This window comes from Lysobacter sp. ISL-50 (assembly GCF_018612875.1).
In the GTDB taxonomy this organism is placed as follows: domain Bacteria; phylum Pseudomonadota; class Gammaproteobacteria; order Xanthomonadales; family Xanthomonadaceae; genus Lysobacter.
This window is the reverse complement of the sequence record NZ_JAGGRI010000018.1, coordinates 103,407-129,113: the sequence shown is the minus strand read 5'-3', so window position 1 is coordinate 129,113 and position 25,707 is coordinate 103,407. Positions and strand designations below refer to the sequence as shown.

General features: G+C 63.8%; 26 protein-coding genes and 1 pseudogene. 9 read left to right on the top strand and 18 right to left on the bottom strand.

Going from position 1 to position 25,707, the window contains the following annotated elements:
* Positions 1–12: 12 nt before the first annotated feature.
* The 18 genes and pseudogenes from J7J50_RS11770 to J7J50_RS11685 form a co-directional block, all read right to left on the bottom strand.
* The gene (locus tag J7J50_RS11770) at positions 13–687 is read right to left on the bottom strand and encodes a hypothetical protein (RefSeq protein WP_215058159.1); all 675 of its coding nucleotides are present in this window, start codon (positions 685–687) and stop codon (positions 13–15) included.
* A gap of 224 nt (positions 688–911) precedes the next feature.
* Positions 912–2,126, bottom strand: coding sequence for a peptidoglycan-binding domain-containing protein (locus tag J7J50_RS11765; RefSeq protein ID WP_215058158.1), 1,215 nt, complete (start codon positions 2,124–2,126; stop codon positions 912–914).
* Between the two features lie 155 nt (positions 2,127–2,281).
* Positions 2,282–2,863 (bottom strand): hypothetical protein, encoded by a 582-nt coding sequence (locus tag J7J50_RS11760; RefSeq protein WP_215058157.1) that lies wholly within the window; start codon positions 2,861–2,863, stop codon positions 2,282–2,284.
* A gap of 683 nt (positions 2,864–3,546) precedes the next feature.
* The gene (locus J7J50_RS11755) at positions 3,547–4,104 is read right to left on the bottom strand and encodes a DUF4189 domain-containing protein (RefSeq protein WP_215058156.1); all 558 of its coding nucleotides are present in this window, start codon (positions 4,102–4,104) and stop codon (positions 3,547–3,549) included.
* Between the two features lie 322 nt (positions 4,105–4,426).
* On the bottom strand, positions 4,427–4,954 hold the full coding sequence (locus tag J7J50_RS11750) for a DUF4189 domain-containing protein (RefSeq protein ID WP_215058155.1): 528 nt from the start codon (positions 4,952–4,954) through the stop codon (positions 4,427–4,429).
* A gap of 21 nt (positions 4,955–4,975) precedes the next feature.
* Positions 4,976–6,097 carry a type IV secretion system protein gene (locus J7J50_RS11745; RefSeq protein ID WP_215058154.1) on the bottom strand — a complete coding sequence of 374 codons (1,122 nt, stop codon included), beginning with the start codon at positions 6,095–6,097 and terminating at the stop codon, positions 4,976–4,978.
* Positions 6,098–6,185: 88 nt separating this feature from the next.
* A complete protein-coding gene (locus J7J50_RS11740) occupies positions 6,186–6,959 on the bottom strand; it encodes a hypothetical protein (RefSeq protein WP_215058153.1) in 774 nt (257 codons plus the stop codon).
* Positions 6,960–7,008: 49 nt separating this feature from the next.
* Positions 7,009–7,815 carry a hypothetical protein gene (locus J7J50_RS11735; RefSeq protein WP_215058152.1) on the bottom strand — a complete coding sequence of 269 codons (807 nt, stop codon included), beginning with the start codon at positions 7,813–7,815 and terminating at the stop codon, positions 7,009–7,011.
* Positions 7,816–7,925: 110 nt separating this feature from the next.
* A complete protein-coding gene (locus tag J7J50_RS11730; protein WP_215058151.1) occupies positions 7,926–10,382 on the bottom strand; it encodes a VirB4 family type IV secretion/conjugal transfer ATPase in 2,457 nt (818 codons plus the stop codon).
* Between the two features lie 129 nt (positions 10,383–10,511).
* Positions 10,512–10,820 carry a VirB3 family type IV secretion system protein gene (locus J7J50_RS11725; RefSeq protein ID WP_083512509.1) on the bottom strand — a complete coding sequence of 103 codons (309 nt, stop codon included), beginning with the start codon at positions 10,818–10,820 and terminating at the stop codon, positions 10,512–10,514.
* The gene (locus J7J50_RS11720) at positions 10,813–11,181 is read right to left on the bottom strand and encodes a TrbC/VirB2 family protein (protein ID WP_215058150.1); all 369 of its coding nucleotides are present in this window, start codon (positions 11,179–11,181) and stop codon (positions 10,813–10,815) included. Before J7J50_RS11720 ends, J7J50_RS11725 begins: the two co-directional genes overlap by 8 nt.
* A gap of 499 nt (positions 11,182–11,680) precedes the next feature.
* Positions 11,681–12,151 (bottom strand): annotated as a pseudogene (locus J7J50_RS24795) (lytic transglycosylase domain-containing protein); the annotation flags it as partial.
* Between the two features lie 142 nt (positions 12,152–12,293).
* Positions 12,294–13,334, bottom strand: coding sequence for a P-type DNA transfer ATPase VirB11 (gene virB11 / locus J7J50_RS11710; RefSeq protein WP_215058148.1), 1,041 nt, complete (start codon positions 13,332–13,334; stop codon positions 12,294–12,296).
* 1 nt (position 13,335) lies between these two features.
* A complete protein-coding gene (locus J7J50_RS11705) occupies positions 13,336–14,574 on the bottom strand; it encodes a TrbI/VirB10 family protein (protein WP_215058147.1) in 1,239 nt (412 codons plus the stop codon).
* A complete protein-coding gene (locus J7J50_RS11700; RefSeq protein WP_215058146.1) occupies positions 14,571–15,344 on the bottom strand; it encodes a TrbG/VirB9 family P-type conjugative transfer protein in 774 nt (257 codons plus the stop codon). Before J7J50_RS11700 ends, J7J50_RS11705 begins: the two co-directional genes overlap by 4 nt.
* Entirely contained in the window at positions 15,341–16,381 is a 1,041-nt protein-coding gene (locus tag J7J50_RS11695; protein ID WP_215058145.1) for a type IV secretion system protein, read from the bottom strand. The genes J7J50_RS11700 and J7J50_RS11695 overlap by 4 nt, the downstream gene beginning before the upstream one ends.
* A gap of 95 nt (positions 16,382–16,476) precedes the next feature.
* Positions 16,477–16,959: a hypothetical protein gene (locus J7J50_RS11690; protein ID WP_343222491.1), complete on the bottom strand. Its 483-nt coding sequence runs from the start codon at positions 16,957–16,959 to the stop codon at positions 16,477–16,479.
* A gap of 372 nt (positions 16,960–17,331) precedes the next feature.
* Positions 17,332–18,480: a pyridoxal phosphate-dependent aminotransferase gene (locus J7J50_RS11685; protein WP_215058144.1), complete on the bottom strand. Its 1,149-nt coding sequence runs from the start codon at positions 18,478–18,480 to the stop codon at positions 17,332–17,334.
* 211 nt (positions 18,481–18,691) lie between these two features.
* Here J7J50_RS11685 and J7J50_RS11680 point away from each other — a divergent pair, with 211 nt between their 5' ends.
* The 9 genes from J7J50_RS11680 (at position 18,692) to J7J50_RS11640 (ending at position 25,690) form a co-directional block, all read left to right on the top strand.
* The gene (locus J7J50_RS11680; protein WP_215058143.1) at positions 18,692–19,165 is read left to right on the top strand and encodes a DUF3293 domain-containing protein; all 474 of its coding nucleotides are present in this window, start codon (positions 18,692–18,694) and stop codon (positions 19,163–19,165) included.
* A gap of 158 nt (positions 19,166–19,323) precedes the next feature.
* Positions 19,324–19,968: a heme ABC exporter ATP-binding protein CcmA gene (gene ccmA / locus J7J50_RS11675; RefSeq protein WP_215058142.1), complete on the top strand. Its 645-nt coding sequence runs from the start codon at positions 19,324–19,326 to the stop codon at positions 19,966–19,968.
* Positions 19,969–20,015: 47 nt separating this feature from the next.
* Positions 20,016–20,693, top strand: coding sequence for a heme exporter protein CcmB (gene ccmB, locus J7J50_RS11670; protein ID WP_215058186.1), 678 nt, complete (start codon positions 20,016–20,018; stop codon positions 20,691–20,693).
* 123 nt (positions 20,694–20,816) lie between these two features.
* On the top strand, positions 20,817–21,593 hold the full coding sequence (ccmC, locus tag J7J50_RS11665; protein WP_215058141.1) for a heme ABC transporter permease CcmC: 777 nt from the start codon (positions 20,817–20,819) through the stop codon (positions 21,591–21,593).
* Positions 21,593–21,760, top strand: a complete 168-nt coding sequence (gene ccmD / locus J7J50_RS11660) for a heme exporter protein CcmD (protein WP_215058140.1) — start codon at positions 21,593–21,595, stop codon at positions 21,758–21,760. The genes ccmC and ccmD overlap by 1 nt, the downstream gene beginning before the upstream one ends.
* Positions 21,757–22,224, top strand: a complete 468-nt coding sequence (gene ccmE / locus J7J50_RS11655) for a cytochrome c maturation protein CcmE (RefSeq protein WP_215058139.1) — start codon at positions 21,757–21,759, stop codon at positions 22,222–22,224. The genes ccmD and ccmE overlap by 4 nt, the downstream gene beginning before the upstream one ends.
* Positions 22,225–22,512: 288 nt before the next feature.
* Positions 22,513–24,531, top strand: coding sequence for a heme lyase CcmF/NrfE family subunit (locus J7J50_RS11650; RefSeq protein WP_215058138.1), 2,019 nt, complete (start codon positions 22,513–22,515; stop codon positions 24,529–24,531).
* On the top strand, positions 24,528–25,094 hold the full coding sequence (locus tag J7J50_RS11645) for a DsbE family thiol:disulfide interchange protein (protein WP_215058137.1): 567 nt from the start codon (positions 24,528–24,530) through the stop codon (positions 25,092–25,094). Before J7J50_RS11650 ends, J7J50_RS11645 begins: the two co-directional genes overlap by 4 nt.
* A gap of 146 nt (positions 25,095–25,240) precedes the next feature.
* Entirely contained in the window at positions 25,241–25,690 is a 450-nt protein-coding gene (locus J7J50_RS11640; protein WP_251044357.1) for a cytochrome c-type biogenesis protein, read from the top strand.
* Positions 25,691–25,707: the final 17 nt, after the last annotated feature.

Sequence of the window (25,707 nt, the reverse complement as noted above, 5' to 3'; positions counted from 1 at the left end):
GAACGCAGCCGGTCAGTTCTTGGGCGGCAGCCCGTTCTTTTCGATGGCTTCGTCCTTGGGCCAGCTCATCGTGTACTTGAACAACGCGTCGTCCTCGTCTTCGATCACGCTGCCTTTTTCGCAGGCCAGCGCGGACTCGGCTTTCGCCAGATCCTGCGCCGCGGCCACGATCACGCCCTGGTCTTCCAGGCCTTCGCCGGAGATCGAATAAACGATGTGCTTGCGGCCGGCGTCTTCGAACGAATACGCGAAGCCGCCGCTGCCGCCGCCGAAGCCCAGGTGGCTGCGCTTGAAGCGGCCGGCCGGCGCGGACTTGTCCGCGGGATAGACGAAGTCGGCATGTCCGGCCGCGCCTTGCGCGAAGTAGACGTAGCCGGCCTGATCGCTGACGCCCTTGGACGCGCACAGCGAGGCGAACTTCTTGTCGCCGGACAAGGTGCACGAGAACACCACGCTCTCACCGGCCGCGCACAGCGAGCGGCCGTCGCCGGCCGGCGCCGCTGCCGCTGCCGGTGCCGGTGCCGGTGCCGGCTCGGTCGCGGTCGGTGTCGATGCGGGCGCGGCGGCGGTCGGCGAAGCGACGGTGGCTTGCGTCGTCTTCGTCGCGTCGCCGGCCGGCGCTTCGGTGGCCTTGCAACCGACGAGGGCCGTGAGCAGGGCGATGGCTAACACATTCGCTGATTTCATGACATTCCTTGACTGATCTGAACTGGTTATTGCGGATAAGCACCGAGCGATGGCGATGCACGCCGATGCGCTGCGTGCGCGCCGGGGCGGATCGAATGGCCGTGCCGATGTCGTCGAAGACACGCGCCCGTCCGATACGCCCCGAAGCGGTACCGCTGCGCGATTCGCGGCCGAGGCGGATCGCGAGGATCCGATTCGATCGCGCGCGCGGCGGCGCCGCCCGGTCAGGCGCTCTGGGTTCTGGGCTTGTTGTCGGGAGTGGTAGCGGCGAGTTGCGGAGCGTCCTGCGCGGCCTGGAATGTCGATTGCTCGACCGGCTGTTCGGCCGCCTGGCTCTTGCTGACGTGGATGCGCTTATGCCCCGGATCGTCCAGGCCGCCCTGCACCGCGAACAGGCCTGCGCCGTTGGCGGTGGGAACGACGTGGTCGATCTTGCTCATGCCGCTGACCTTGGCCTCGAACGCCAGCGTCGCCGCCGTGCGTTCGCGTTCGTCGCGATTCTTGAACGCCTGCGGGCCCATTTTTTCCAGGCCTTCGAGCGCGCCCTTGTACATCGCGTGGTCGGGATGCGCGGGATTGGACAGCAGCGGCGTCTGCGCCGCGTGCTTGAGCGCTTGCAGCGTGTCCGGACCGGCGATGCCGTCGTCCTTGAGCCCGTGCGCGCGCTGGAACGACTGCACCGTTTCGCGGGTGCGATCGCCGTAATCGGCATCGGCGCGCGGCGCATGGCCTTGCGCGTCGCGATAGCCGAGCTTGGCGAGGGTTTCCTGCAACGCGCGCACGTCCTGGCCGCGTTCGCCGTGCTTGAGCACGCCGTCGGCCATCGCGTTGGCCCGCGCCGGTTCGCTGCGCGACTCGTCCATGCGCGCATGCATCTTCGGATCGCGCGCCATCAACTGATTGAGGCCGTCGCGATTGCGGGTGATGTCGTGCAGGTAATCGTAATTGCTGGTGCCGTTGGCATCGCGGCTGACGCGACCGCCGGTGACCGCGGCCTTGGCGCCGCCGTAGCCGGCGATGTGGCGCGCCTTGAGGAAACCGGCGACGGTCTCGGCCTTGTCGTCGGCGTGCAGCACGCCGTCCTTCAGCGCCTGGCGATAGGCCTGATCGCTGTTGGTCTTGAAGGCTTTGTCCTGCAGTTCCGGCGAGGCCTTGTACTGGTCCAGGCTCAGGCCCGGGTTCCAGTTCGACTTGTCTTCGAGGAAGCGCGTCATGCCGCCGCTGCTCGCCCACTTCCACTCCGCCCCACGAGTTTTCTCGGGGTCGAAGCCGTCGTGCTTCATCGCAGCGTCGAGCTTGTGCTTGTCGACATAGCCGGCATCGGCCAGCCAACCGGCTCCCGCCTGGTAGCGACCGACATAGCCTTGTTTGTTGGTGATCCCTAAATCACCGCCGTTGCTCTCGGTCAGGACCGTGGAAGCAACCAGACGTCGGGTCATCGCAGCGTCCAAGCTCGCGATCGTACCCTGGTGGTACTCATGGGCAGTGGCCACTGCCTTTTCTCGTCTATCAGCCATAACGCTGTTCCTTTTGGATAGGACGAATCAAGTTGTGAGGGTCTGCGAGAGACCGCGTGTCGCACCAGCTAAGGGTCTTATGACTCCTTGCAACGCATCGACGCGATCTTCTGCGCCGGTTTGTCGGGGGTGAATTCGAAGGTGGTCGTGCCGGGGCCTTGGTTGCCGCCGTCGTCCACGAAGACTTCAGCATACACGATTTTCGAGCCCGTCAAGGACAGCTCGAAGAACTGATTGGCCTGGGTGTTTTCCGAGGTGGTGCCGTAATCGAGCTCGCATTGGCCAGCGATCGGCTTCAACGACGCGCCCGGCCCCAGCTGTTTTTGCAGCATGCCCTGGTAATCGTCGCTGGCGTAAAACTTGACGAGCGACACGGAATGCACGCTCTGCGCATCGCCGTTGAGCGTCACCCCGACCTCGCCTTCGTTGGCCTGCCGCGTCCCCGCCTCGGCGCCGGCCTTGCCGTCGGGCACCTCGACCATGCCGAAGCCGGCGAGCAACAAGGTGCCGCTGCGATAGCGCGCATTGCGCGGCGAATTCGAATCGGGATTGTCCTGCGGCGCAGGATCGCGCCACTGCACGCCGACCGCGTGGAAGGCCGACCAAGCCGCGCCGTCTTTGGCGCCGAGTACATCCAGCAGACCTTGCAGCGAACCCATTTCCTGCTTTCCTTGCTGAGCTTGCGCCGCCGCGGCGACCGCCGGAGCCGCCGGCGCGGCGGCCGCCGAAGTCTGAGCAGACGACGGGGCCGAAGCAGGCTTACAGCCTACCATCAGCACGGCGGCGAGCATCATTGCGCAATGTGGTGAGTACTTCATGTGGCTACCGGTATTCGGCGCGGGGTGCGGGGAGTTGTAGCACAGCCATCCGTCATGGGGATTTGAAAGCGGAATGTTGCGGCGGCGGACGCGTGATGCACTCAGCTGAGATGCGGATCGCGGTTGCCGGCAGGGTCATCGCGGGGACTTCCACGACCGATATGCAATCTTGACGATTGGAACGTGCTTTCGCCGATCCAGCGTGCCTGCGTCTTCGCCGGCGCCCCGTCAATAATCAACTAACGCACGCGCTGCGCGTAGCTGCAGTCAGAGAAAAACACCTCGCATTCTCTGCCGCCAGAAGTCCCGTAGCCAGGAATCGGCACACAGGTTTGTCCTCCTGGCTGAGTACCTCCAGGATAGAAGCCATCCGAACAGTCCTGCTCAGCGTGAGCGCGAATCGAGGCGATGCAAGCCAAGCCCAGCAAAAGCCATCCAACCGTTTTCACAGCAAAGCCTCCACCGAACCTGACGTCCCCGCCTGCAAGGCAACTCACCTCTCGCAAGCGATCGCTGTTGCCGGCCTAATCTTGCCAAGGCATCGCGCAATCCGAATATGCGACCTTGCATACGGGCGAACCGGTAGCCTTACAACGCTGCTCCGCGTCGTACTGCGCGGCGTCGATGCTCGGACCCTTGCCGACATAAACGGTGGCCTTAGCATTGCTGCTATCGGCTGCTCCCAGAACTGCCGCCGCGCATTCGTTTTCGAATGTCGCGATGATCTTACAATCGCTTCCGCCATTTTTCTTGCAGCTTCTAAGCGCGGACCATTTGGCCTGCCACGAACGCGCGAAAGCCGTCTTAATATCGCTGGCGCCTACCGCCATCGCCGCCGAATCGAAGGCAAATGCCCCATGTCCGTCGTGATGGCTCGCCATTGACGAATATCCGCTTCCGCTGCCATCCCCCTGCGGAGGACCTGGAATGCATTGGTTTTGTCCAGGGATACCGGTCGGCACAGCATTGGGAACAAATCCATCGGGACAGCCCTGCTCTGCCTGGACGACCGAAGAGTAGATGGAGGAGATCGCGAGCAGCACGATCATGGCAAGGACGGTCGAGGATTTTTCGACATTCATGTCATTCGACTCCGTTGGCCTTAGATTTGCGGGGATTGTAACCGAAGCAACATCTCCCTTGATGCGCCTTTTCATTGCTCCACCGATGTGGAATCGAAGTGCACACTAAGCACATCGCATGTAAACGGCATCGGAGACTTAATCCGTAGCAGTACTCGTGGCAGCCGACCGCACAATCTCTGCATCGCCTCCATAGATAATGGCTGCGCACTGCAAGCCTGAACCCCTTAAATGAAAACGGCGCCCTAATAAAGGCGCCGATTCATTTTCATCCAGCACAATACTTAACGAGACACCCCCAACCAAAGCGAACGATCTCGCGTCATTGCACAAGCTCCGCCTGACTGCATTCGGAGAGAAATATTTCACATTCGTTTGACTTCAGGCTGCATTCTTTAAGCGCACCAGCCTTCGCTTGATCATCAGATGCCGCACTGACTGCGCTAAGAACACCCTTAGCGCCAGGCCTTTCACCCCAGGCAATTGCGCCACACTGGTTGTTGAAAGCCAGGATGACCTCGCATTTAGAGCCTCCACGGCGCTTGCAGTCTTGAACAGCCTCTTTTTCGGCTGTCCGCTTGCTCGCAGCACCGCTGGAAACACCAACCTTACTGGTTACGGAGTCTGACGTGAAAGCTCCCCAACGCTTCGCCCAACGGGGCCCCGTCGGCTGCTGCGACTCGACCGGCCCATAACTCGGCATCTGCCCCTGGATACATTGATTCTGTCCAGGAGTGCCTGTCGGTGCTGGATTAGGAATAAATCCGTCCGGGCAGCCTTGCTCAGCAAGAGCCGCCCCGGAATTGAGTAAGAGGGCGCAAACAAACAACCAGTTACTCTTCGTGCTCATAAAGCGCTCCTACTCAGGAATCTATCTTGTTGGCCTATCCCTTCCAACATCCTGCCGCTGATAAGTGTTATTGGAGGGAGGCGTCTGCATCTGCGGCACCCAACCCGGCTGGCCCTGCTGGATCGGTGCGCTCGACTGCTGCTGGTTACTAGGCTTGAATTCACTACCTTGGAAGAAGTTGCTGCCACCCAGCTGACCCACCACACCATTGAAGAACGCACCCGCCATCGGTGGGGCTGTCAGAATCAAGGCGGACAAAATCGTACCCAAACCACCCTGCTGCAGCGCCAAACTCATCAGGCTTTCTTTGCTGCTACCCAGACCAAGCAGGTCAGCCGCCCAGAACGCTCCACCCACCGCTATGACCAGGTCAATCGAAATCGTTGTCATCACGATCAAGACCGCCATCGACATCATGGTCGCCAAACCATAGAACAGCCATTTCTGGAACAAGGCTTTGGTTTGATCGAACATCAGGCACAGGATGAAGAATGGACCTGTTCCTATGAACAGAGCCATAGCGATCTTGTTCAACATCATCGCGATCATCGCCATGATGACTGGACCGCCGAGCCCCACGCCCAGCATGTTCATTGCTTTGTCTTTGCTCGCCTGCGCCTCCGGGTCCTGGCCGTCGTCGACCGAACCGACCAACTGCAAGCCGGCCTGCATGATTCCGAGCACTTCGTCCATGTCCGCGTACGGGCCATCGTCATCGCGCCCGGTCACCGTCTCCCGGATCACGTGAGACAAACCATCGGTCAGCTTTTCATAGGACTTGTCCGCGGTCATGGCCGCCGACAACGCGATGCCCACAATCAGCACCGACTTCAACGAGTTCACGACCAGGTTCATCATCGGCTCGCGCGACTGGCCGGTGACGATGCGAAAGCCTTGCACGATGATCCACAACGTCACCACCGTCGCCGCGATCGCGCCGATCAACTGACCTACGCGCTTAAGCAGATTCCCCTGAAACTTCATGATCATCTTGTCCAGATGTTCTTTGATCAGGGTGAAGAACTGCATGTTCTGCAGACCGCCGGCCACGTGCAGGTCGAGCCAGTTCAACAGACCGCTCACGTGTAAATCCATCCAGCCCGACAACGAACTGGCTCCCAGCGATACGATGTGGATGTCCATACGTCTTTCCGTCTCCATCGGCGAACCCATAGGTTCGCCTGGTGTTATGCATTAGCTGCCGCCGCGCCTGGGGCGCGGGCAGTCGGAATCAAAGATCTCGAGTACGCGCGCCGGCTAGCGCGGCCTTCAGCGCAAGACCCTGCAAGGCCGTACCCACGATCGGCGGCAGACTGAACGGCGAATCCTTCTTGGCGCCACCCTTGCCGGTCAGGACTTGCTTGGCAGTCGCGGCCATGTCTTCGTTCAAGGTGGTCAGGATCACCGTATAGGTGTCCAAGGTGTACTTGCCGTTCTGGATATCGTTTTCCATCTGCGCCTGCAGACGAGCGATGTCGTTGGTGTTCGCGTCCAGCTGGCCTTTATCCTTCGCCGCGGTCAAGGTCTTGCGCTTGTCCAACAGCTTCTTGATTTCGCCGTCGCGCGTTTTCACGTCCTTGAGCATCTTGACCATCGCATTGAAGCGCCGGTTGCGAATTTCCACGGCTTTGGTGCAGATCTGCTTCTGCTGCGTCGCCGCATCGTTGCGGGCGTTATCGCAGACTTCCTCGCCGTAATTGAGCGCACGCTCCTTGAATTCGGCGTTGTTGTCGCGGAAGCCGGTGATCGCACCGAGATTGAAGTTGCCCGGATTCAGCTGGTCGTACTGCTTCTGCAGCGTGTTGAGCTGATCCATGAGGCTGTCGTACTGATCCTTGAGCTTCTTCGTCGAAGCCACCAGCTCGGCATTGTTCATGCCCTGGGTGATTTCGGAGGCCCAGATCGCATGCGCCGGCATCGGCGTCAACGCGATCAGGCCGAACGATGCGGCCACGGCCAGGCTCAACGCCAGAGAGTGGAGGGACTGAGAGGAAGTGTGCTTCATGATCGGAATCCTTGAATATGAAAGACGGTAATCCGGTATCGCCCGGCGTTCAGAGGTCTCGGGATCTGGCGGCGGCCAAGGCGACTTTCAGAGTCAGCCCCTGCGCTACCGAGCCCACGATAGGCGGCAAATTGAACGGCCCTTTCTTGTCGGCGCCCTTGCCCGTCAGCGCCTTCTCCGCGCTCCTCGCGATCTCCTCGTCAAGCGCGGCGATCATCGATGTATAGAGTTCCATCGTCATTATGTAATTCTGCGAGTCGTTCTTGGTCGACGCGCGCATTTGCATATTGGCGTTGGTGTTGCCGATCAGCCGGCCGCTGTCCTTGGCGCCGCTGATGCCGCTGCGGTTTGAGCGGATGTCCTGGATCTTCTTGTCGCGGGTCTCCGCATCCTTGAACATCTTCACCAGCACGTTGAAGCGCTTGTTCACCAATCGCTGCCGGGCCTGGCAAAGCAGGTACTGCTCATCGGCGACGTAGCTCCTGCCCTTGTTCTTTCCGCACACGTCCGCGACGCCGTCTTCCTCACCGCGTTCCTTGAGGCCATCGATCTTGTCCCGATTGCCGGCCAGTTCGGTGATCTGCGAAGCGCCCGAACGCAACTGCTCGAAGCGCTCGTTCTGCTTCTTCAGCTGGTCCTGCCACGAGGTGTACTTCTGGATCTGGGTCATCGTGTCGGTGACCCATTCGATATTATTCAGACCCTGGGTGATCTGGGTCATGCAGGCGCCGTAGAACGTCTGCGTGTACGTGAAGTCGTACATGCATTGCGCCGCCGCCGGGCGCGGCGCCAACAGCGCGCAAACGCCGAGCAGCAGCGAACAGAGCAAGGGCCAGGCGGATGATTTGAAGTGCATCGTTCGACTCTCCTTGAGTGGCCGCCCCGGCATCCCAACCTGGAACGGTTTACAGCGATACCGTCAGTGCCTTGCTATCTCTTTAGAACGGACCCCTGTCCCATCCAGGGTCAGGCTCGCTCCGTCCGTGCGTCCGCGGAGACCGCCTTGCCCTTGCCCGAGCCCTTGCGATTGGCGTAGAAATCGGCCAGCCACTGCTCGGGGGTCAGGTTGTCCTGGGTGACGCCTGCCTTGGCGGCGGCCTTTTCCAGAACGGAATGCATGATTTCGATGTTGTCCGTCGAAGCCGAGATCACCGCCAGGGCGTCGTCCATGCCGCGCAGGTTGAGCTGGCACACCGTCGCCGCATGGCCTTGCTTGACCAGGAAGCAGCGCGAACGCTCGTCCAGGCTGCGCACCACTTCGAACTCGGCATCGGTGAGCTTGAGGCCCTCGATGTAGTCGTCGCGGCTTGCGTTCGGGTTCGGCAACAGGATCAGCGTCGCGGTCTGTTCGATCAGCGAAGCGGAGATGTCGCTGGCCAGCGCATCTTCCGGGCTCTGCGTGGCGAAAATGCCCAGGCCGTTCTGCTTACGGATGGTCTTCTGCTTGTTCTTGGCGAAATCCTTGAGGGCGCCGCCGCCGTCGAGGATCTTCCAGAACTCGTCCATGACGTAGATTAGCGGGCGGCCGTCGATCAATTGCTCCAGACGGTGCAGCAAATAGTTGATGACCGGGACGCGGACTTCGGCGTTGTCGAGCACCTCGGTGTAGTCGAACCCGATGATGTTCGCCTTTTCCAGGTTGATCGTGTCCACCGGGTTGTCGAACACCCAGCCCAGCGAATTGCCCGCGGTCCACTTGCGCAGGCGCGCATAGAGGCCGTCGTCGCCCATGTTGGGCAGGCTCTTCTGCAGGTTGGTCATGCTGCGCAGGTGCACCGGCGTGTCGAGGATGTTCTCGACCGCGCGGTGGATGTCTTCGTCCTCGCGCGCCGAATACTGGCCCTTGGCGGCCAGCACCTTGATCAGGTCCGAGAGGAACTGGACGTTTTCCTCTGTGTTCTCGCACTGGAACGGGTTGAAGCCGGTCGGCTGGCCGTTGTCGAGGGCGAGATAGTTGCCGCCGCAGGCGCGCACGAATATCTCGGCGCCACGGTCTTTGTCGAAGAAGAAGATGGTCGGCGTCGGCTTGAGCTTCTGCACCTGGCTGAGCAGGAAGTTGATCAGCGCGGTCTTACCGGTACCGGACTTGCCGATCACCATGGTGTTGGCGATGGCTTTCTCACCGAGCGAATTCTCGGCCGGATGAGTGGCGTGGAAGTTGAAGTAGTACGGCTGGCCGTTAGTGGTCTGCAGCGTGGTGACGCTGTCGCCCCAGGGATTGTTGTGCTGCTTGCCGGTGGCGAAGTTATGCAGCGGCGACAGGCCGAGGAAGTTCAGCGAGCTGACGTTGGCCAGGCGGGTGCGGTACTTCCAGTTGCCCGGGAACTGCGAATAGAAGGACGCGGTGACCGCGAGGTCTTCCTTGGCCGAGACGAAGCCGGCGTTGGACAGTTCGGCGCGCGCGGCCGCGATCTGCGCGGAGAGCTTCTCCTGGCTTTCGGCGTAGACGGCGAAGGTGAAGTGGTACTCGCCGAGCACGAAGTTGCCCGAGGCGAGCTGATCCATCGCGTAGTCGAGCTCGACGATCTGGCTGACCGCCTTGTCGCCGGAGGACACCATCATGCCCTTGGTGCGGTCGAGCGCCTTGAGCGCGTCCTGACGGCCCATGGGGCTAAAGGAATGGGTAATGACGTACTCGAAATCGAGATACTTCAAACCGTTGAGGATGCCGGGATAGGTGCCCTCGGCAAACTCCTTGATATTGAGGATGGCGCCGAAATGATTGGCGCCGGTCGGCGTGGTCACGACGAAGTCGCCGCTCTTGGCCGAGAAGGTCAGGCGGCTGACCGGCAGGTAGTTGTAGACCGGCGCGTTGAGCACCGGCACCGGCTCGTCCAGGCGGTTGAGCAGATAGCCGAAGAACTCCAGGGCCTCGGAGAAGACGATGCCGTTCTTGGCTTCGTACATGCTCAGGCGGACCGGCGCATAGTCCTTGATCACCGCCTCGACGTTGCCGGCGAGTTCCTGGATCTTGTTGATTGCCTCGTCCTGCTCGTCCTGCAGCCTTTGCGTGCTGGTGGACTTCTCGACGAAACGCTTGCTGCCGACGATCGGGCGGAAAATCATCGTCAGGTACAGCTCGTTCTGCATCAGCTTCTGCGCCGACAACGAGGCGAAGTAACCGTCGGACAAGTCCTGGTTGAAGAGCTGATCGAACTTGGTTTCGGTCTTGATGCGGCGGCGACGGCGCAGGTCGTGCACCCAGAACGCCACGTTGGTGAAATCCGGCGCGCGCAGGGTCTGCAGCAACCGGTTGAAGGTGTTGTGGCGGTGTTCGAGTTCCCACTCTTCACGGCCGACGAACGGCAGACCGCCCAGACGCCACACCATCAGGAAATCGCCACCGGTGGTCTTGAGCACGGTGGGCGCCACATGCGTGGACAGCGGGATGAATTCGCTGATGGGGGTATCGGGTGTGAACATGAAGAGGCTGGCGTATCCGTTGAGGTGGGAAACGAATCGGGTGTCGCTGCCGATGACGGGGCCTGCTAATGCACGGCCCTGAGTCGGCCGCAGCCACCATGCGCGAACGCATGGCGGCTACGGTCATCATCAGCTTTTCTTGTCGCCCGGATTGCGATAGTAGTTAGGCGTGAACACCCACATGCCCTGATGCTGCTGCAGGTTCCGCATTCTGAAACGGAACTGCAGACGCAAGCCGAGCAGGCGGAAGATCATTTCGTCGCGACGCGCCATCTGACGCATGATGAAGATCACGACGGGCAGCAAAACTATGAAATACATATTTGCGTAGAACGTGATCAGCAGGCAGCTGCCCGCTCCGAACACGAACGGGACGTACGGCACGCCCAGGAACATGGGCGGGCGCGTACAACCCCGGAAGAGCACGTTTTTATGCATAGTTCTGCAGGATCATCATGATGGCGGTGCCGCCTTCATTCAGCTTGGAATCGTCCGGAATGACCATCTTGGCCAGCTGGGCCGAAGCGCCGATCAGGAAGCCGCCGATCAGAACCGGGGCGACGTCGGAGATCTTGCTGTGCGCGAACGCGATCTTGTAGCCGGCGAAGATCACCGCGATGGTGACGACGGCGATCGAGGCGATGTTCAGCAGCGAATTCAGATTGGTGAAGAAGTTGCTGACACGGCTCTTGGCGTCGGTCTGAGCGAAGCCGACTTCCGGCAGCATCAGCAGGACGACGAAAGCGGTGGCCATGGCGAAGGCCGACAGGAAGTTCTTGAAATAAATGTTGGAGTTCATGAGATATCCCTTCTGTTCGTTGTGGGCGTAGTCGAGCTAGGTACGTGGGTGATGCGGTCGGTGGAGGCGAAACGGGTTCGGATCGATGCGGATTCAAATGCTGGAAATGGATTCAACCGGAAGCGGATCAAAAGACGAAGGCCTGGTCGCCGCCTTGCGAAGGCGGCTTTTGCGCCGGCGCGTTGCTGGTTACGCCCGGCCTTGCCAGCGAGACGGTGACCGGTTGCTGCGGTTGAGGCACGGCGGCGGCCACGGGCGCGATCGGCGCCGGCGGGGCCGCCATCGGCATCGCCGCGGCAAGGTTGGAAGGCTGGGCGGACGCGGCCACCAGCGCCGAAGCGGCGGCCTGGGTCGCGGCGGTGTCCGGCTCACGCACGCGCGAGGCGATCAGGGCGTCCATGCGCGACGAACCGCTGCGACGGGCCGGCGCATAGATCGCGGCCGAGACCGGCGCCATCGCCGCCGCCTTCATGCCGCTGGAAGGCTGCTTGGGATCGCCGATCACCGCGATGGCTTCGACACCGGCCCCGAGGGCCTGGTTGTCGCGCATCGAGGCGTAGATCTTCTGCACGTAACCGTGGCGGAAGCCGGTGACGAAATTGCCGGAGTAGTAACAGCTGAAGGATTTACCCCAATCCTGCGAACGCTGATAGCACTCAGCCAGGATGCGCGAGCCGGCCTGCAGATTGGGGCAGACCTCGAACGCCTTCTCGTAGGAGTCCAGGCCGTACTTGCCGAGGTTGTAACGATTGACCTGGGCGACGCCGAGGGAAAAGTTGTAGCCGCGGCGTTCGAGCATGCGCACGGTGGCGACGGCTTCGGGCAGGGTCTTGGGCTGGCGCACCAGACGGCCGCCCACCACGCCTATGGCATAGGGATTGAAGGACGACTCCACGCGCACGACGTGATGCATCACTTCGTGCGGAACCGCCAAGCCCGTGCAATTTGTCAGTTCTATACCGGGCAACATTCCCTAGTCCCCCCCTGCGCCAATCCTGGCAACAATTCCTTTCACTATTAAACGGATACCGGCGGGGCTGCGAACCCAAGTCGCCGACGTAATCATTCACGCGGCAGCCAGCTTTGTCAACGAAACCCCTGCCCGGCTGTCGTCAATTCGCCGCCAGTTGGCGCTCCGGACTGAAGTCGATGCCGGTGATATAGCGCTGTCCCGCATGGGCCTTGATGTGCACGACGATATCGATCGTCAGCTGCAACAAACGCTTGATCACCGCGAACTCCAGGCCGGACCCCTCGGCCGAGGCCTTCACCATCAGCGACAACTGGTCCCAAGTCTGCGTCGTGCTGCCAGCGTGGCAGCTGGTGATGGAACCTGGATGACCGGACGCGCAGTTTCGGATGAAGTAGAAGGACTCGTCGCCGCGCAACTCGGCCAGGATGATCCGGTCCGGCTTCATGCGCAGGCACGCTTCCATACAACTCTTGGCCGTGACGTTGCTCGTGCTTTGTCCACCTTTCGAGTAGAGCAAGTGCACGACATTCGGCTGCGTGATGAACAGCTCGCGCGCGTCTTCGATCGTGACCAGCCGCTCGTAGTCAGGAATGTGACCAACTAGCGATTTCATGAAGGTGGTCTTGCCGCTGCCGGTGGCGCCGGCGACGACGATGTTCTTCTTGTACTGCACCGCTTTCTTGAAGAATTCGGCGTAGTTGCGCTGAGCGCGGATCTCCAGCAGCTCGCGGTCGTGCTCGCTGACCGATGCGGTGGTCTCCAGGATCTGCTCGAAGAAGCCGTCTTCCTGGTACTGCTGCAAGGTCTTGCTGTGCTTGGACGGCAGACGGATGGTGATCGAGACCTTGCCCGAGTCGCAGGCCGGCGGGATCACGAACTGGGCGCGCTGGCCGGTCGGGAAGGTCAGAGAGACCACCGGGTCGGCATCGGTGATGCGCTGCCCGGTGTTGCTCTCGTTGACCACCGCGGTGCAGAACTGCCGGGCCCGATCGTAGGTCAGGCTCGGCACTTCCAGACGCTCCCAACCGGCGCGGGTTTCCAGGTACAGCTCGCCCGGCCGGTTGATGCAGATTTCCGTGACATCCGGAGAACTCATGTACTCCAGGATGCCGAGCACCTGGTACTGATACTCCAGGAAGTCGTTGGAAACCTGTGCGATCGGTGAATTATCCGAATCCATCTCAGCGCAGTACCGAGGAGAAGTCCACGTCCTTGGCGACGTAGATATTCACCACCGAACCCTGGTTAATGGTGACGGTCGCGGGACGGTTGACGCTCTTGTCCAGCGCCTGGTTGGCCAGACGTTCCATCGCCCGCGCCGTGTTGCTCTCATACGGTTGGGTGATCACGGTGCCGCCCTGGGTCACGGTGGTGCTTTCCGGACCGTTTTCCGCCGCCGCGTACTTGAATGCGTCGCTGATCAGGCTGATCAGCAGCGCCGAGGCGATGCGGCTGCCCCAATGCGCGTCGTACTGGCCCGGGATGCCCGCGCCGCCAAGGCCGTCGATGCCCGGGCTGGCCATGTTCACGTCCAGGCCGGTCGGGGTGGTGATGCGATCCCATAGCACGGCCACGCGCTTGAGGTCGCCGGCGTTGCCCTGGTAACGACCGGATACCTTCGAGCCCTTCGGCAGCAGCAGGCGACGGCCGTTGACGGAATACACCGGCTCGGTCACCACGCACGACGAGAAGCCCGGGATGTCGGTGATGATGCGGGTTTCCATGATGCAGCGGATGTACGTGCCGCGCAGCAAAAGCGTGTCGGGGTTGTACAGCGGCTGCGCCGATGCGACTTCCGGCTTCTCCGGCTGTGCCGCCTGACCGCCCTGCCCGTTCTGCGCCGCAACCATCGCCAGATACTGCTGGCTGGGCGTCATCGCCGAATTTTCGCCACCCTGGCCACCACCGGAGGAACCCACCTCGCCCGCCATGCGGCGTTCGAGCAGGCTCGGACCGCGATCACGCGGTTCGGCTTCGGCGACGTTGCCCTGCGACTCCGGCTGTTCCGGCGGCAGCGGCGGAACCATGCCGATCGGTTCGGCCGCCACGGTCGGCGGCGGCAACGGCGGCAGCGCCGTGGACTGCGCGCCCACCGGTGCGTCCGGCACGGTCACGACTTCCTCGTCGACTTTCTTCGGCTCGTCGTCACCAGAAGTAGCGCTCTTGAGCAGGAAGAACGCGGCCGCCAGCAACAGCAGCACGATGGCGCCGAGGAACAGCAGCGCCTTGCGGTTCAACCGCTGCACATCGCTGCTCTTGAGCATGGGCGCGTTGGCGTCCAGGTCCGGCGCGGCGGCCCCGCCGCCCTGCTGACCGTAGTAAGGATTGGCGCCGGCGTAGCCGTAGCTGCCGCCTTCCTGCGGAGTGCCGTTGTTTCCTTCGGGCTGACCCGGCTGATTGGGAGGCATGTTCTGGCTCATTTCTGCTTCTTCCTGCGCAGACCGACGACGTTGTTGCCGTGACGGATGATCAAGTAGGGGTACGTGCCGTGAACCACGATGGTGTTGCCCTCGACCGTGGTGTTGACGACGAAGTCTTCACCGCTTTCGCGCTCGCGTCCGAACACCGCCGGGAAGTTGCCGGTCGGCAGGTTCTTGAGCCCGCTGATCTTGATGTAGGTGAACTGGCCGTCGTCGTACACGTTGCTGGGCACCAGCCAGGATTGCTTCTTGCGGCTGGAGTATTGGTACTCGAAGTTGTACAGGCGGTTCTTGTCGAGCCGCGTGTTCAACTCCGTCATCGGCTGGTCTTCTTCGCTGGCCTCCTTGGCCGCGGAGAACTCGGTGCCGTTGGGGTACACGAACTTGATCTTGTACTGCACGCCGGCCTGCTTGGCCTGCTCGAGCACGCGCCAGTCGGTCGCCACCACCTTCAGTTCCAGGATGTACGAGTGGGTCGTCGTCCGGATCATCATGTTGGTGTCGACGTCAACGTTCTTCGGCTTCAAGTAGAAGATGTTGTCGCGACGGCTCAGATCCCAGCCGCTGCTGAAACCGGTGCTGTAGTCGAGGATATTCTCGCTCGGACTCAGTTCGATCTGGGTGGTGATGCCCAGGCCGGTGCGCACTTGGTAGATGCGGTTGGATTCGTACTCGTATTCCTGCACCACCTGCGCTGAGGCAGGCAGGGCCAGACCGGAGAGCGCCAACAAAAACAGGGCGATCAGACTGTGTTTACGCAAGCAGTTCATCGGGTGCTGACTCCATTCGCAGTACCGGTCGGTGCGGGTGCAGGTGCCGTCGGCGCGCCGGCCGGACTGGCGGGATTCGGGGCCGGCGCCACGCCGGGTTGCGGCGCGACACCTGGCTGCGGCGCAACGCCTGGTTGCGGCGCGACACCGGGCTGTTGGGGTGGGACGGTGCCGGGCGGATACGCGGCCGGAGCCGGCGCCGCGCCAGGGATGGGCTGGCCGGTGGCCGGATCGATCGCCGGCGCGGCCGCAGCCGGGACGCCGCCCGCGGCGGGCGGCGAGCCGACCGGGAATTCCGGGGCGGCCGGCGGCGACGGCGCGTAATCGTTGTCCACGCGGTAGCTGGTGACCTGGAAGCCCAACGGATTGAGGACGCGATTGGTCTCGTCCATCTTCAGGTTGGACTTGTAGGTGTATTCGATCGCCGCGATCTTGCTGTCGATCGGAAGCTGGGTGCCGCTTTCCTTGTTGAACAAGCTGCGCTGGAAGCGGACCGAAGCGGTCTTGACCGCGCTGTCGCCGGCGGCGGCATGCAGCTGGATGCTGAGGATGCGCACGCGGATCGTCTTGCTCTTGCCGAACAAGGTGATCGGGTTCTGCGGGTTCGAGCCCAGGTATACGTTCTCGTAGGACTTGGTCACGTAGGGCGAACCCATCGCGAACACCGTCGCCCAGTCGCGGTCGCCGATCTGCGAGTAATCGTAGGATTCGCGCGCCATCACGAAGTGAGAGATGTTGCTCTTGTTGATCGCCTCGCTGGAGGTGATGCTGTTCTTGCTGAAGTCGTCGCGCAGCCGCGCGACCGTGACCGTGCCGGTGTAGGCGTCCGCCATGACCAGATACGGGACTTTTTCCTTCAAGGGCAGGAAGTAGAAATAGCCGCCTGCGAGGATCAGCGCCATCACGATGGACGTAAACGCGACGATCCATGCGCGCTTCTCGCTGCGCCGGGCCAGATCGGCAACGGTGACCTCGAAGTTGGCCGCCTTGGCGATGGCGTTTTCCACCTGCGGAGTTACGTTCTTTTTTCCGAACATCTATGCTGCATCCATATCGATGGAAATTCGCTGCGCACCGATCGGATCCGGATCCGATCGGTGCGATGTCTTCGCCTGAGTGCGACGACGGCCGGTCAGGGCGTAGGCGCCGCGACGGTGGCGTGCGAGGAGGCGTCGGGGCCGCCGGAGGACGCGGACGCAGCGGCCGGCGCGGACACCGCCGAACGCACCACGATCTGGTCGCCTTCGCGGGCGATCACCACACCATGGCCGGCGTACGCGGTGTTCAACTGCGCGACCGCGTCCGGCAGGCTGGTGGTGTTGATCTGGGCCACGCCCTGATGCAGGGTGAAATCCGAGTAATGCTGGTAGTCCAGCTTCAGGTTCGAATCCTTCGCCCAGCGCGTCAGCATGTTCTTCAACGTGCCGTCCATCGGCGACGGATAGAACACGTACGACTTGTGCAGCGGAATTTCGTCGGGCATCTCGGCGTAACGATTCACCGGTTTCCAACGGCCGCCGAAATCGGGCGCCGGGCGAGTGGCGCAGCCCGTCAGCGCGACCGCCAGCAGAATCGCGGTCCACAGACGCGGGCTGATTGCAATTGAATTTCTCACGCTTTCCCCTGCCATAGGTTGATCTTGTGCGCGCAGTCGTCCGGACGGTGCCCTGACGCCGGCCTGTTCGGCCGCAAGCGCATGGCACCGTGTTTGCGGTGTTATCGGAATTGAGGCGGCCAGACTAAGGCCGACCAAACTGAGACAAAGGACACGCTTCTTGCATGCGGGCGCATAGCGTCTGCCCGCGCTGCATCAGGCGGCGACTGCATGACCGTGCCGGACGCACGGTTCACGATGATCGTTCTGTCCATGAACCCCCCCTACTGACGACTGACTCTTTCCGAGTGTTAGCGACACTCGTACCCAAAGAGTAGACCGAACCTGAAGCTTACGACAAGAGCGTATGAGATATCCATCGCAAGAATGCAATTAAAGTGCGACCAACCTCTTGATAGCGGCATCCAATGTGGCCCGATTCTTGGCGAAGCACAGCCGTGCCAATCGTTGCCCGTGCGGCGGCGACTCGTAGAACGGCGACAGCGGGATCGCCGCCACGCCCTTCTCCACGGTCAGCCAGCGGCAGAACTCGGCATCCGCCAGATCGCTGATTTCGGAGTAGTCCACCAACTGAAAGTACCCGCCCGGCACCGGCAACGGCTTGAGCCGGGTGGTCAATAGTTGCTCGCGGAAACTATCGCGCTTGTCCTGATAGAACGCGCCGAGCTCCAGATAGTGCCCGGGCTCGGCTTCGATCATCTCCGCGAACGCCCACTGTGCCGGCGCGAAGCTGCAGAAACTATTGTACTGATGGACTTTACGCAGTTCGGCGGACAAAGCGGCCGGTGCGATGCAGTACCCGATTTTCCAGCCCGTGCAGTGGTAGGTCTTGCCGAAGCTGGACACCACGAAGGCGCGTTCGCGCAGCTGCGGATAGCGCAGCACCGACTCGTGGCGGCGGCCGTCGAAGACGATGTGCTCGTAGACCTCGTCGGACAACAGCCAGATGCCGGTGTCGTTCAACAATTCGCCGAGCCGGGCGATGTCGTCGGCGTCGAACATGGCGCCGGACGGGTTGTGCGGCGAATTGATCATCAGCATGCGGGTCTTGGGCGTCACCGCCGCGCGCACTCGATCCCAATCCACGGCGAAGGTGTGCGGGTCCAGCGGCACGTGCACCGCGACGCCGCCGGCCAGATCGATCGCCGGCTCGTAGCTGTCGTAACAAGGATCGAGCACGATCACTTCTTCGCCCGGACGCACGACCGCATGAATCGCGTCAAATATCGCTTCACTGGCGCCAGACACGACGGTGATGTCGCTGTCGGCGTCGGGACGGTAGCCGTAGCAGGCTTCGGTCTTCGCCGCGATGGCCTGGCGCAAGGCCGGAATGCCGGTCATCGGCGCGTACTGATTCTTGCCCTCGCGCATGGCGCGGTTGAGCGCTTCGATCAGGCGCTCGGGGACATCGAAATCCGGGAAGCCCTGGCCGAGGTTCACGGCTTGGTGCTCGAGTGCGAGCTGCGACATCACGGTGAAAATGGTAGTGCCGACTTTCGGCAGCTTGGTGGCTAGCGTCATGAGCTGGAAACGGGAGGCCTGCGAGGAGGCCGAGTGTACGGAATGTGGGTTGCGGTTCGTCAGACCGGCAGCGGCGGCGGCGATGACGCCCGGACATATCCATATGTCGCCGCCACGGTGGACAGACCCGTCACCAAGGGTCCAGCGTCGGCACGGCGCCCGTTCGTCGGCGCCGTTTGCACTGCCGTAATCGTCCCGGGAGACTGCCGACATGCGCCAATTACAGGTCGTCGATGCCGCCGAACTCGCGCTCGCCTACGCCGTGGCGGAATACGCGGTGGCCCTGGACGGCGACGCGCTGCCGCTGCGGGTCGGCCGTCCGGCGCGGGATCTCGAAGCGTATTGGCCGGCCGCGCGCTATGTGTTCGTGAGCGCCTGGAACCCGGCCTCGCAGCCGCATTCGGACAGCGCCAACCAGGCCGCCGATGAACGCCTGGTCGCGCGCCTGGAGGCCGCCGGCGTGCAGCGTCACGCCGCCTGGGCCCAGGACCAGGCCGGCCAATGGCGCGAACCGGGCTGGCTGCTGGCCGATCTCGACGATGCCCTCGCCAACACCCTGGCCCGCGACTTCGGCCAGGCCGGCGTGCTGGTCTGGCGACGCGGCGAGCCGGTGCGGCTGCGGATGCTGATCGCGCGACCGCGCGACGCCGAGCCGGCCGAACATACCGATTGGGTCGAGGACTAAGCGGCCGCCGCGGCCCCTGCATATATATGTGTCGCCCGCCCGGCGACCGCCCCGATCGGCCCTCGCCGCCCCGCCGCGACGCGCCGCCACGGTTATGGGCCCGGCGACTCGCATAAAATGCCGGTCCCGCGGCCCCGTCGGCCTTACGTCCCTGACTGATGCCCCCTTCCGAACACCACGCTCCGCCGCTGCTGCAGGCCCGCGGTCTGCGCTTCACGCGCAACGACGATCCCGTGTTCGGGCCGCTCGACTTCGCCGTCGATGCCGGCGAGGCCCTGCTGGTGCAAGGCGACAACGGCGCCGGCAAGACCACGCTGCTGCGGGTCCTGGCCGGGCTGCTGCGGGCCGAGGAAGGCACGATCGAACTCGACGGACACCCCAGCGACCCGGCCCGGCGCGCGCGCGCGATCACCTACCTGGGCCACCTGCCCGGGCTCAAGGCCGACCTGAGCGCGATGGAGAACCTGGATTTCCTGTGCGGCCTGCAGGGCCGCCGGCGCAGCCAGTTGCCGTCCAACGCCCTGGCCATCGTCGGCCTGGCCGGCTATGAGGACGCCCTCGCCCGCCAGTTGTCGGCCGGGCAGAAAAAACGCCTGTCGCTGGCCCGGCTGTGGATGTCGCCGGCGCCGCTGTGGCTGCTGGACGAGCCCTACGCCAACCTGGATCTGGAAGGCATCGAGCTGGTCAACCGCATGGTCCAGGCGCACCTGCGCGAAGGCGGCGCGGCGCTGGTGACCACGCACGGCGCCTATGCGGCGCCGCCGGTGCGCACGCGGCTACTGGTGATGGAGAAGGCCGCATGAACACGCAGACCAAGTCGTTCGCGCAGACGCCCAGCGACGGCGCGGCCATGCCCGGCCTGATCGGCTCGGCGCGCGCCCTGCTCGCGCGCGACCTGCGCCTGCTCTGGCGCCGCCGCGGCGACGCCCTGCAGCCGGCATTGTTTGCGCTGCTGATGGTGGTGCTGTTCGCGCTGGCCCTGGGCGGCGAGAAACAGGCCTTGTCCCGGGTCGCGGCCGGGGTGCTGTGGCTGGCCTCGCTGCTGGCCGGGCTGTTGTCGCTGGACACCTTGTTCCGCGGCGATGCCGAGGACGGCTCGCTGGAGCAATGGATGCTGGCGCCGGTGCCGCTGGGCTGGCTGGTCGCGGTGCGCACCTTCATGCACTGGGCCACCACCGCGCTGCCGCTGCTGGTCGCGACGCCGTTCCTGGGCGAACTGCTGTACCTGCCGCACGAGCAACTGCCGGTGCTGCTGGCCTCACTGGCGTTGGGCACGCCGCTGCTGAGCCTGCTCGGCGCGGTGGTCGCGGCGCTGACGGTCGGGATGCGGCGCTCTGGTATCCTGGTCGCCTTGTTGGCGCTTCCGTTGTACGTTCCAGTGCTGGTGTTCGGTGCAGGCAGCGTGGCCCGCTCGGCCCAGGGACTGGACCCGGTCGGCGCCCTGTTGTTGCTGGCCGCCGGTCTGGTGGTGGCGCTGCTGCTGGCTCCGCTGGCGGCGGCGGCGGCGATTCGCATCGCGCTGAACTGACGGCGCGCTTGCATAGTCGGAACTCAATGCGATCGAACCCGCGCGGCAGCCCGGCTGGCGCGCTCCAACCCGTCCAGGCCGCCCAGCGACCCAGATGCCGAACACCTTCGAACGAACCACTGAATGAATCCACTCGTCCGCTGGTTCCACAAACTCGGCTCGCCGCCTTACTTCGACCGCTTCGCCGCGCGTTGGGCGGTGTGGGGTTACGCGCTGGGCCTGCTGGTCATGGCCTGGGGCCTGTACGGCGCCCTGTTCCAGGTGCCGGCCGATTACCAGCAAAAAGACAGCTTCCGCATCCTCTACATCCATGTGCCCAGCGCCTGGATGAGCATGGCGGTGTTCGGGCTGATGGCGGTCTACGCCGCGATCGCGCTGATCTGGCGGATCAAGCTGTGCGAGATCCTGGCCATGGCCTGCGCGCCGATCGGCGCCGGCTTCACCCTGATCACCCTCGCCACCGGTTCGATCTGGGGCAAGCCGATGTGGGGCACGTGGTGGGACTGGGACCCGCGCCTGACCACCGAGCTGATCCTGCTGTTCCTGTACCTGGGCGTGATCGGCCTGTATCAGGCCATCGACGACCGTCGCGCCGCGGCGCGCGCGGCCGGACTGCTGGCCATCGTCGGCGTCGCCCTGTTGCCGGTGATCCGTTATTCGGTGGTGTGGTGGAACTCGCTGCACCAGGGCCAGACCATCAGCCTGTTCGGCAAATCGACGATGGACCCGAGCATGTTGGCGCCGCTGATCTGGATGATCGTCGGCACCAAACTGTGGTTTATCGGCGCACTGCTGACCCGCGCGCGCGCCGACAACCTGCGCCGCGAACAGGGCAAGGCCTGGGTGGCCGAACTCGCCGGCGTCGCCCAGACCCGATCCAGCACGCAGGACGCGCGGTGATGGAATACCGGAACTACGTCATTGCCGCCTACGCGGTCTTCGCCATCGTGCTGGGCTGGGATTTCCTCGCCAGCCGGCTGCAGATCCGCCGCGAGTTGCGCAATGCGCGCCAGCGCGCGGCCCGCGGCGCGGCGCGCAGCCCCAACCGTGATGATCTGAACCGATGAATCCAACCCGCCGCCGCCGTCTGCTCTGGGTGATCGGCCTGGTCGCCGCCGCCGGTATCGCGACCGCGCTGGTCGCCACCGCCTTGCAGCGCAATGTCGCTTACCTATACACGCCGGCCGAGATCCTGCGCGGCGAAGCCGGCGAACGCGCGCGCTTCCGTCTCGGCGGCATGGTCGCGGCCGGATCGTTCCAGCGCGCGCCCGGTTCGATGGACGCCAGCTTCCGCGTCACCGACGGCGACGCCGAACTGCCGGTGAAGTACACCGGCATCCTGCCGGACCTGTTCCGCGAGAAGCAGGCGGTGGTCGCCACCGGGCGCATGCAGGGCGGTACGTTCGTCGCGGAGGAAATCCTCGCCAAGCACGACGAGACCTATATGCCGAAGGAAGTCGCGGACAAGATGGGGCAGGCGCATAAGAAGCACGATGTCGCCGCGCCTGCCGGCGCGGAGGCTGGGCGTTGATTTCTGTGCGTCTTGGAGCAAGAGCGAATCCCCCCTGCCCTCCGGCCCGCAGGCATAGCCTGCGTGCGTTCAGTGCCGCGCGAACCTGCGGTTCGCAAGCAGCGGCCCTTCACCCTTTTTCGAAGGGGGGAACAGCACGAGGTGGTGAGGGTGGCGCGCTCAAGTCCGGAACTCGCAGTAGTAGCCGTGCTCTGAATTCTTCGGCAAAGCCCGCTTGTCTTCCCCCTTTGCAAAAGGGGGACCGAGGGGGATTCGCTCTTCGCTCCACCCGCGACAAGGCGACCCGACATGCTGCCTGAACTCGGCCAGATCGCCCTCATCCTCGCCCTGCTGATCTCGATCGTGCAGGCCACGCTGCCGATGCTCGGCGCCCATCGCGGCATCGAATCGTGGATGGCGATCGCGCGGCCGGCGGCGTATTCGCAGTTGCTGCTGGTCGGCTTCGCCTTCGTGATCCTCACCCAGGCCTTCGTCGCACAGGATTTCTCGCTGCGCTACGTCGCCGAAAACAGCAACACGCTGCTGCCGATGGCCTATCGCTATTCGGCCGTGTGGGGCGCGCACGAAGGCTCGCTGCTGATGTGGGCGCTGGTGCTGGCGCTGTGGACCGGCGCGGTGGCCAAGTTCTCCAAGGCGCTGCCGTCGCGGGTGATCGCGCGCGTGCTCGCGGTGATGGGCGTGATCAGCGTCGGCTTCCTCGCCTTCCTGATCTTCACCAGCAATCCGTTCGCGCGGTTGTTGCCGGCGGTCGCGCAAGGCCGCGATCTCAATCCGCTGCTGCAAGACCCGGGCCTGATCATCCATCCGCCGATGCTCTACACCGGCTACGTCGGTTTCAGCGTGCCGTTCGCGTTCGCCATCGCCGCGCTGCTCGACGGCAAGGTCGATGCGCGCTGGCTGCGCTGGACCCGGCCGTGGACCAATGTCGCCTGGGCGTTCTTGACCCTCGGCATCGCCCTGGGTTCGTGGTGGGCGTATTACGAACTGGGCTGGGGCGGCTGGTGGTTCTGGGACCCGGTCGAAAACGCCAGCTTCATGCCGTGGCTGGCCGGCGCGGCGCTGCTGCATTCGCAGGCGGTCACGGAAAAGCGCGGCAGCTTCCGCGGCTGGACCTTGCTGCTGGCGATCGCCGCGTTCTCGCTGTCGCTGCTGGGCACCTTCCTGGTCCGCTCCGGCGTGTTGACCAGCGTGCACGCCTTCGCCGCCGATCCGACCCGCGGCCTGTTCGTGTTGATCTTCCTCGGCATCGTCATCGGCGGCTCGCTGCTGCTGTACGCGCTGCGCGCGCCGTCGGGCGAGGATGCCGCCGGCAAGCCGTTCGAACTGGCTTCGCGCGAAACCCTGCTGCTGGCCAACAACCTGCTGCTGACCACCGCCTGCGCGATGGTGTTGCTCGGCACGCTGTACCCGCTGCTGGCCGATGCGCTGGAACTGGGCAAGATTTCGGTCGGCCCGCCCTACTTCGCGCTGATGTTCGTGTTGCTGATGACGCCGCTGGTGCTGCTGCTGCCGTTCGGGCCGCTGTTCCGCTGGCAGCGCGAGCAAGTGTCGCGGCCGTTGGCGATGCTGGTGCCGTGGGCCGGGCTCGCGCTCGGCGCCGCCATCGCCGCGTATTTCCTCGCGCCGCAAGGGCCGTGGAAAGTCGCCGCCGGCGTCGGCGGCGCGGTGTGGGTCGCGGCCGGCACCGCGCGCTTCGTGTGGACGCGCGTTCGCGGCAACGGCACGGCCTTCACCGCCGAGATGCTCGGCATGACCCTCGCCCATCTGGGCGTCGCGGTGTTCCTGATCGGCGCCTTGCTGGTCGAAGGCCTGAGCGTGCAGCGCGAAGTCGCGCTGGCGCCGGGCAAGAGCCTGGACCTGGGGCGGTATTCGTTCCGATTCGACAACGTCAAGCACAGCGTCGGCCCGAACTATGAGGCCGATTACGGCACCGTCACCGTGTTCGACGGCGATGAAAAGCTGACCGTGCTGCATCCGGAAAAACGCGCCTACGCCAGCGGCGGCCAGGTGCTGACCGAAGCCGCCATCGCGCGCGGCATCACCCGCGATCTCTACGTCGCCCTCGGCGAACCGCTGGGCAACGGCGCCTGGGCGGTGCGCGTGCACGTCAAGCCGTTCGTGCGCTGGATCTGGCTGGGCGCGCTGCTGATGATGCTCGGCGGTTTCGTCGCCGCGGCCGACCGGCGTTTCCGGGTCAAGGCCGATGCGCGCGTGGATGAGCGCGAGCCCTTGTCGCATCCCGACATGCTGGAGACGCCGAACCACGCAAGCGCGGCGCGCAACATCGCTGGAGAGCAACACGCATGAACACCCCGACTGCGAAAAGCGACAAGGGCCGCTGGTTTCCGCTGGCAGCCTTCGTCCTGCTCGCCATCCTGCTCGCCAACGGTTTGTGGCTCGCGCGCAACCCCGATCGCGAAAAACTGCCCTCGCCGCTGATCGGCAAGCCCGCGCCGCAGTTTTCGCTGCCGGTGCTGCACGAAGCCGGCCGTCTGCTGTCGACCGATGAACTGCGCGGCGCGCCGTATCTGCTCAACGTCTGGGGCAGTTGGTGCCCGGCCTGCCGCGACGAACACCCGGTGCTGACCCGTTTCGCCGAGACCAAGCGCCTGCGCGTGATCGGCTTCAACTGGAAGGACGAACACGCCGACGCGATGCGCTGGCTGGAAGAGTTCGGCAATCCGTACTTCGTCGTGGTCGCCGACTACGAAGGCAAGGCGGCGATCGACTGGGGCATCTATGGCGCGCCGGAGACCTTCCTGGTCGATGGGCAGGGCATCGTGCGATGGAAGTTCGTCGGGCCGTTGACGGATAAGGTCATCGCCGAGGAATTGCTGCCGGTGTTGGACAAGATCGAGAAGGGTCGATGAGGGGCGCGGTCAAAAGCGAATCCCCCCTGCCCCCCTTTTTCAAAGGGGGGAACAGCACGGGCTTTCCGACCATATCGCCTCCAGCCGAAGCCCTCCCCCCTTTGAAAAAGGGGGGGCGGGGGGGATTTGCCCTTCCCCGCACGCTCCTGTCCACCGCCGCCCTGATCCTGACCTTGGCGCTCACCCTGACCGCGCCAGCGATCGCCCAACCCGCCAGCGACCCCGCGCCGCTGAGCTTCAACGACAACGCCGAAGAACGCCGCTTCCACGCTCTGGTCGCCGAGCTGCGCTGCGTGATGTGCCAGAACCAGTCGCTGGCCGATTCCAACGCCCAGATCGCCCACGATCTGCGCCGCGAAGTGCTGGTGCTGATGCGCCAGGGCAAGAGCGACGGCGAGATCAGGGACTTCCTGGTCGCGCGCTACGGCGAGTTCGTGCTGTACCGGCCGCAGGTCGAATCCAAGACCTGGCTGCTATGGTTCGGCCCGGCGCTGGTGCTGTTGGCCGGCGGCTTCGTGGTCGCGCGGGTGATCCGCGCGCGCGGCGCCGACGCGCACGACGGCTCCGCGCGCAACGACGAGGAACAAGAGTGGTGATGGCGGTGACGATGGGT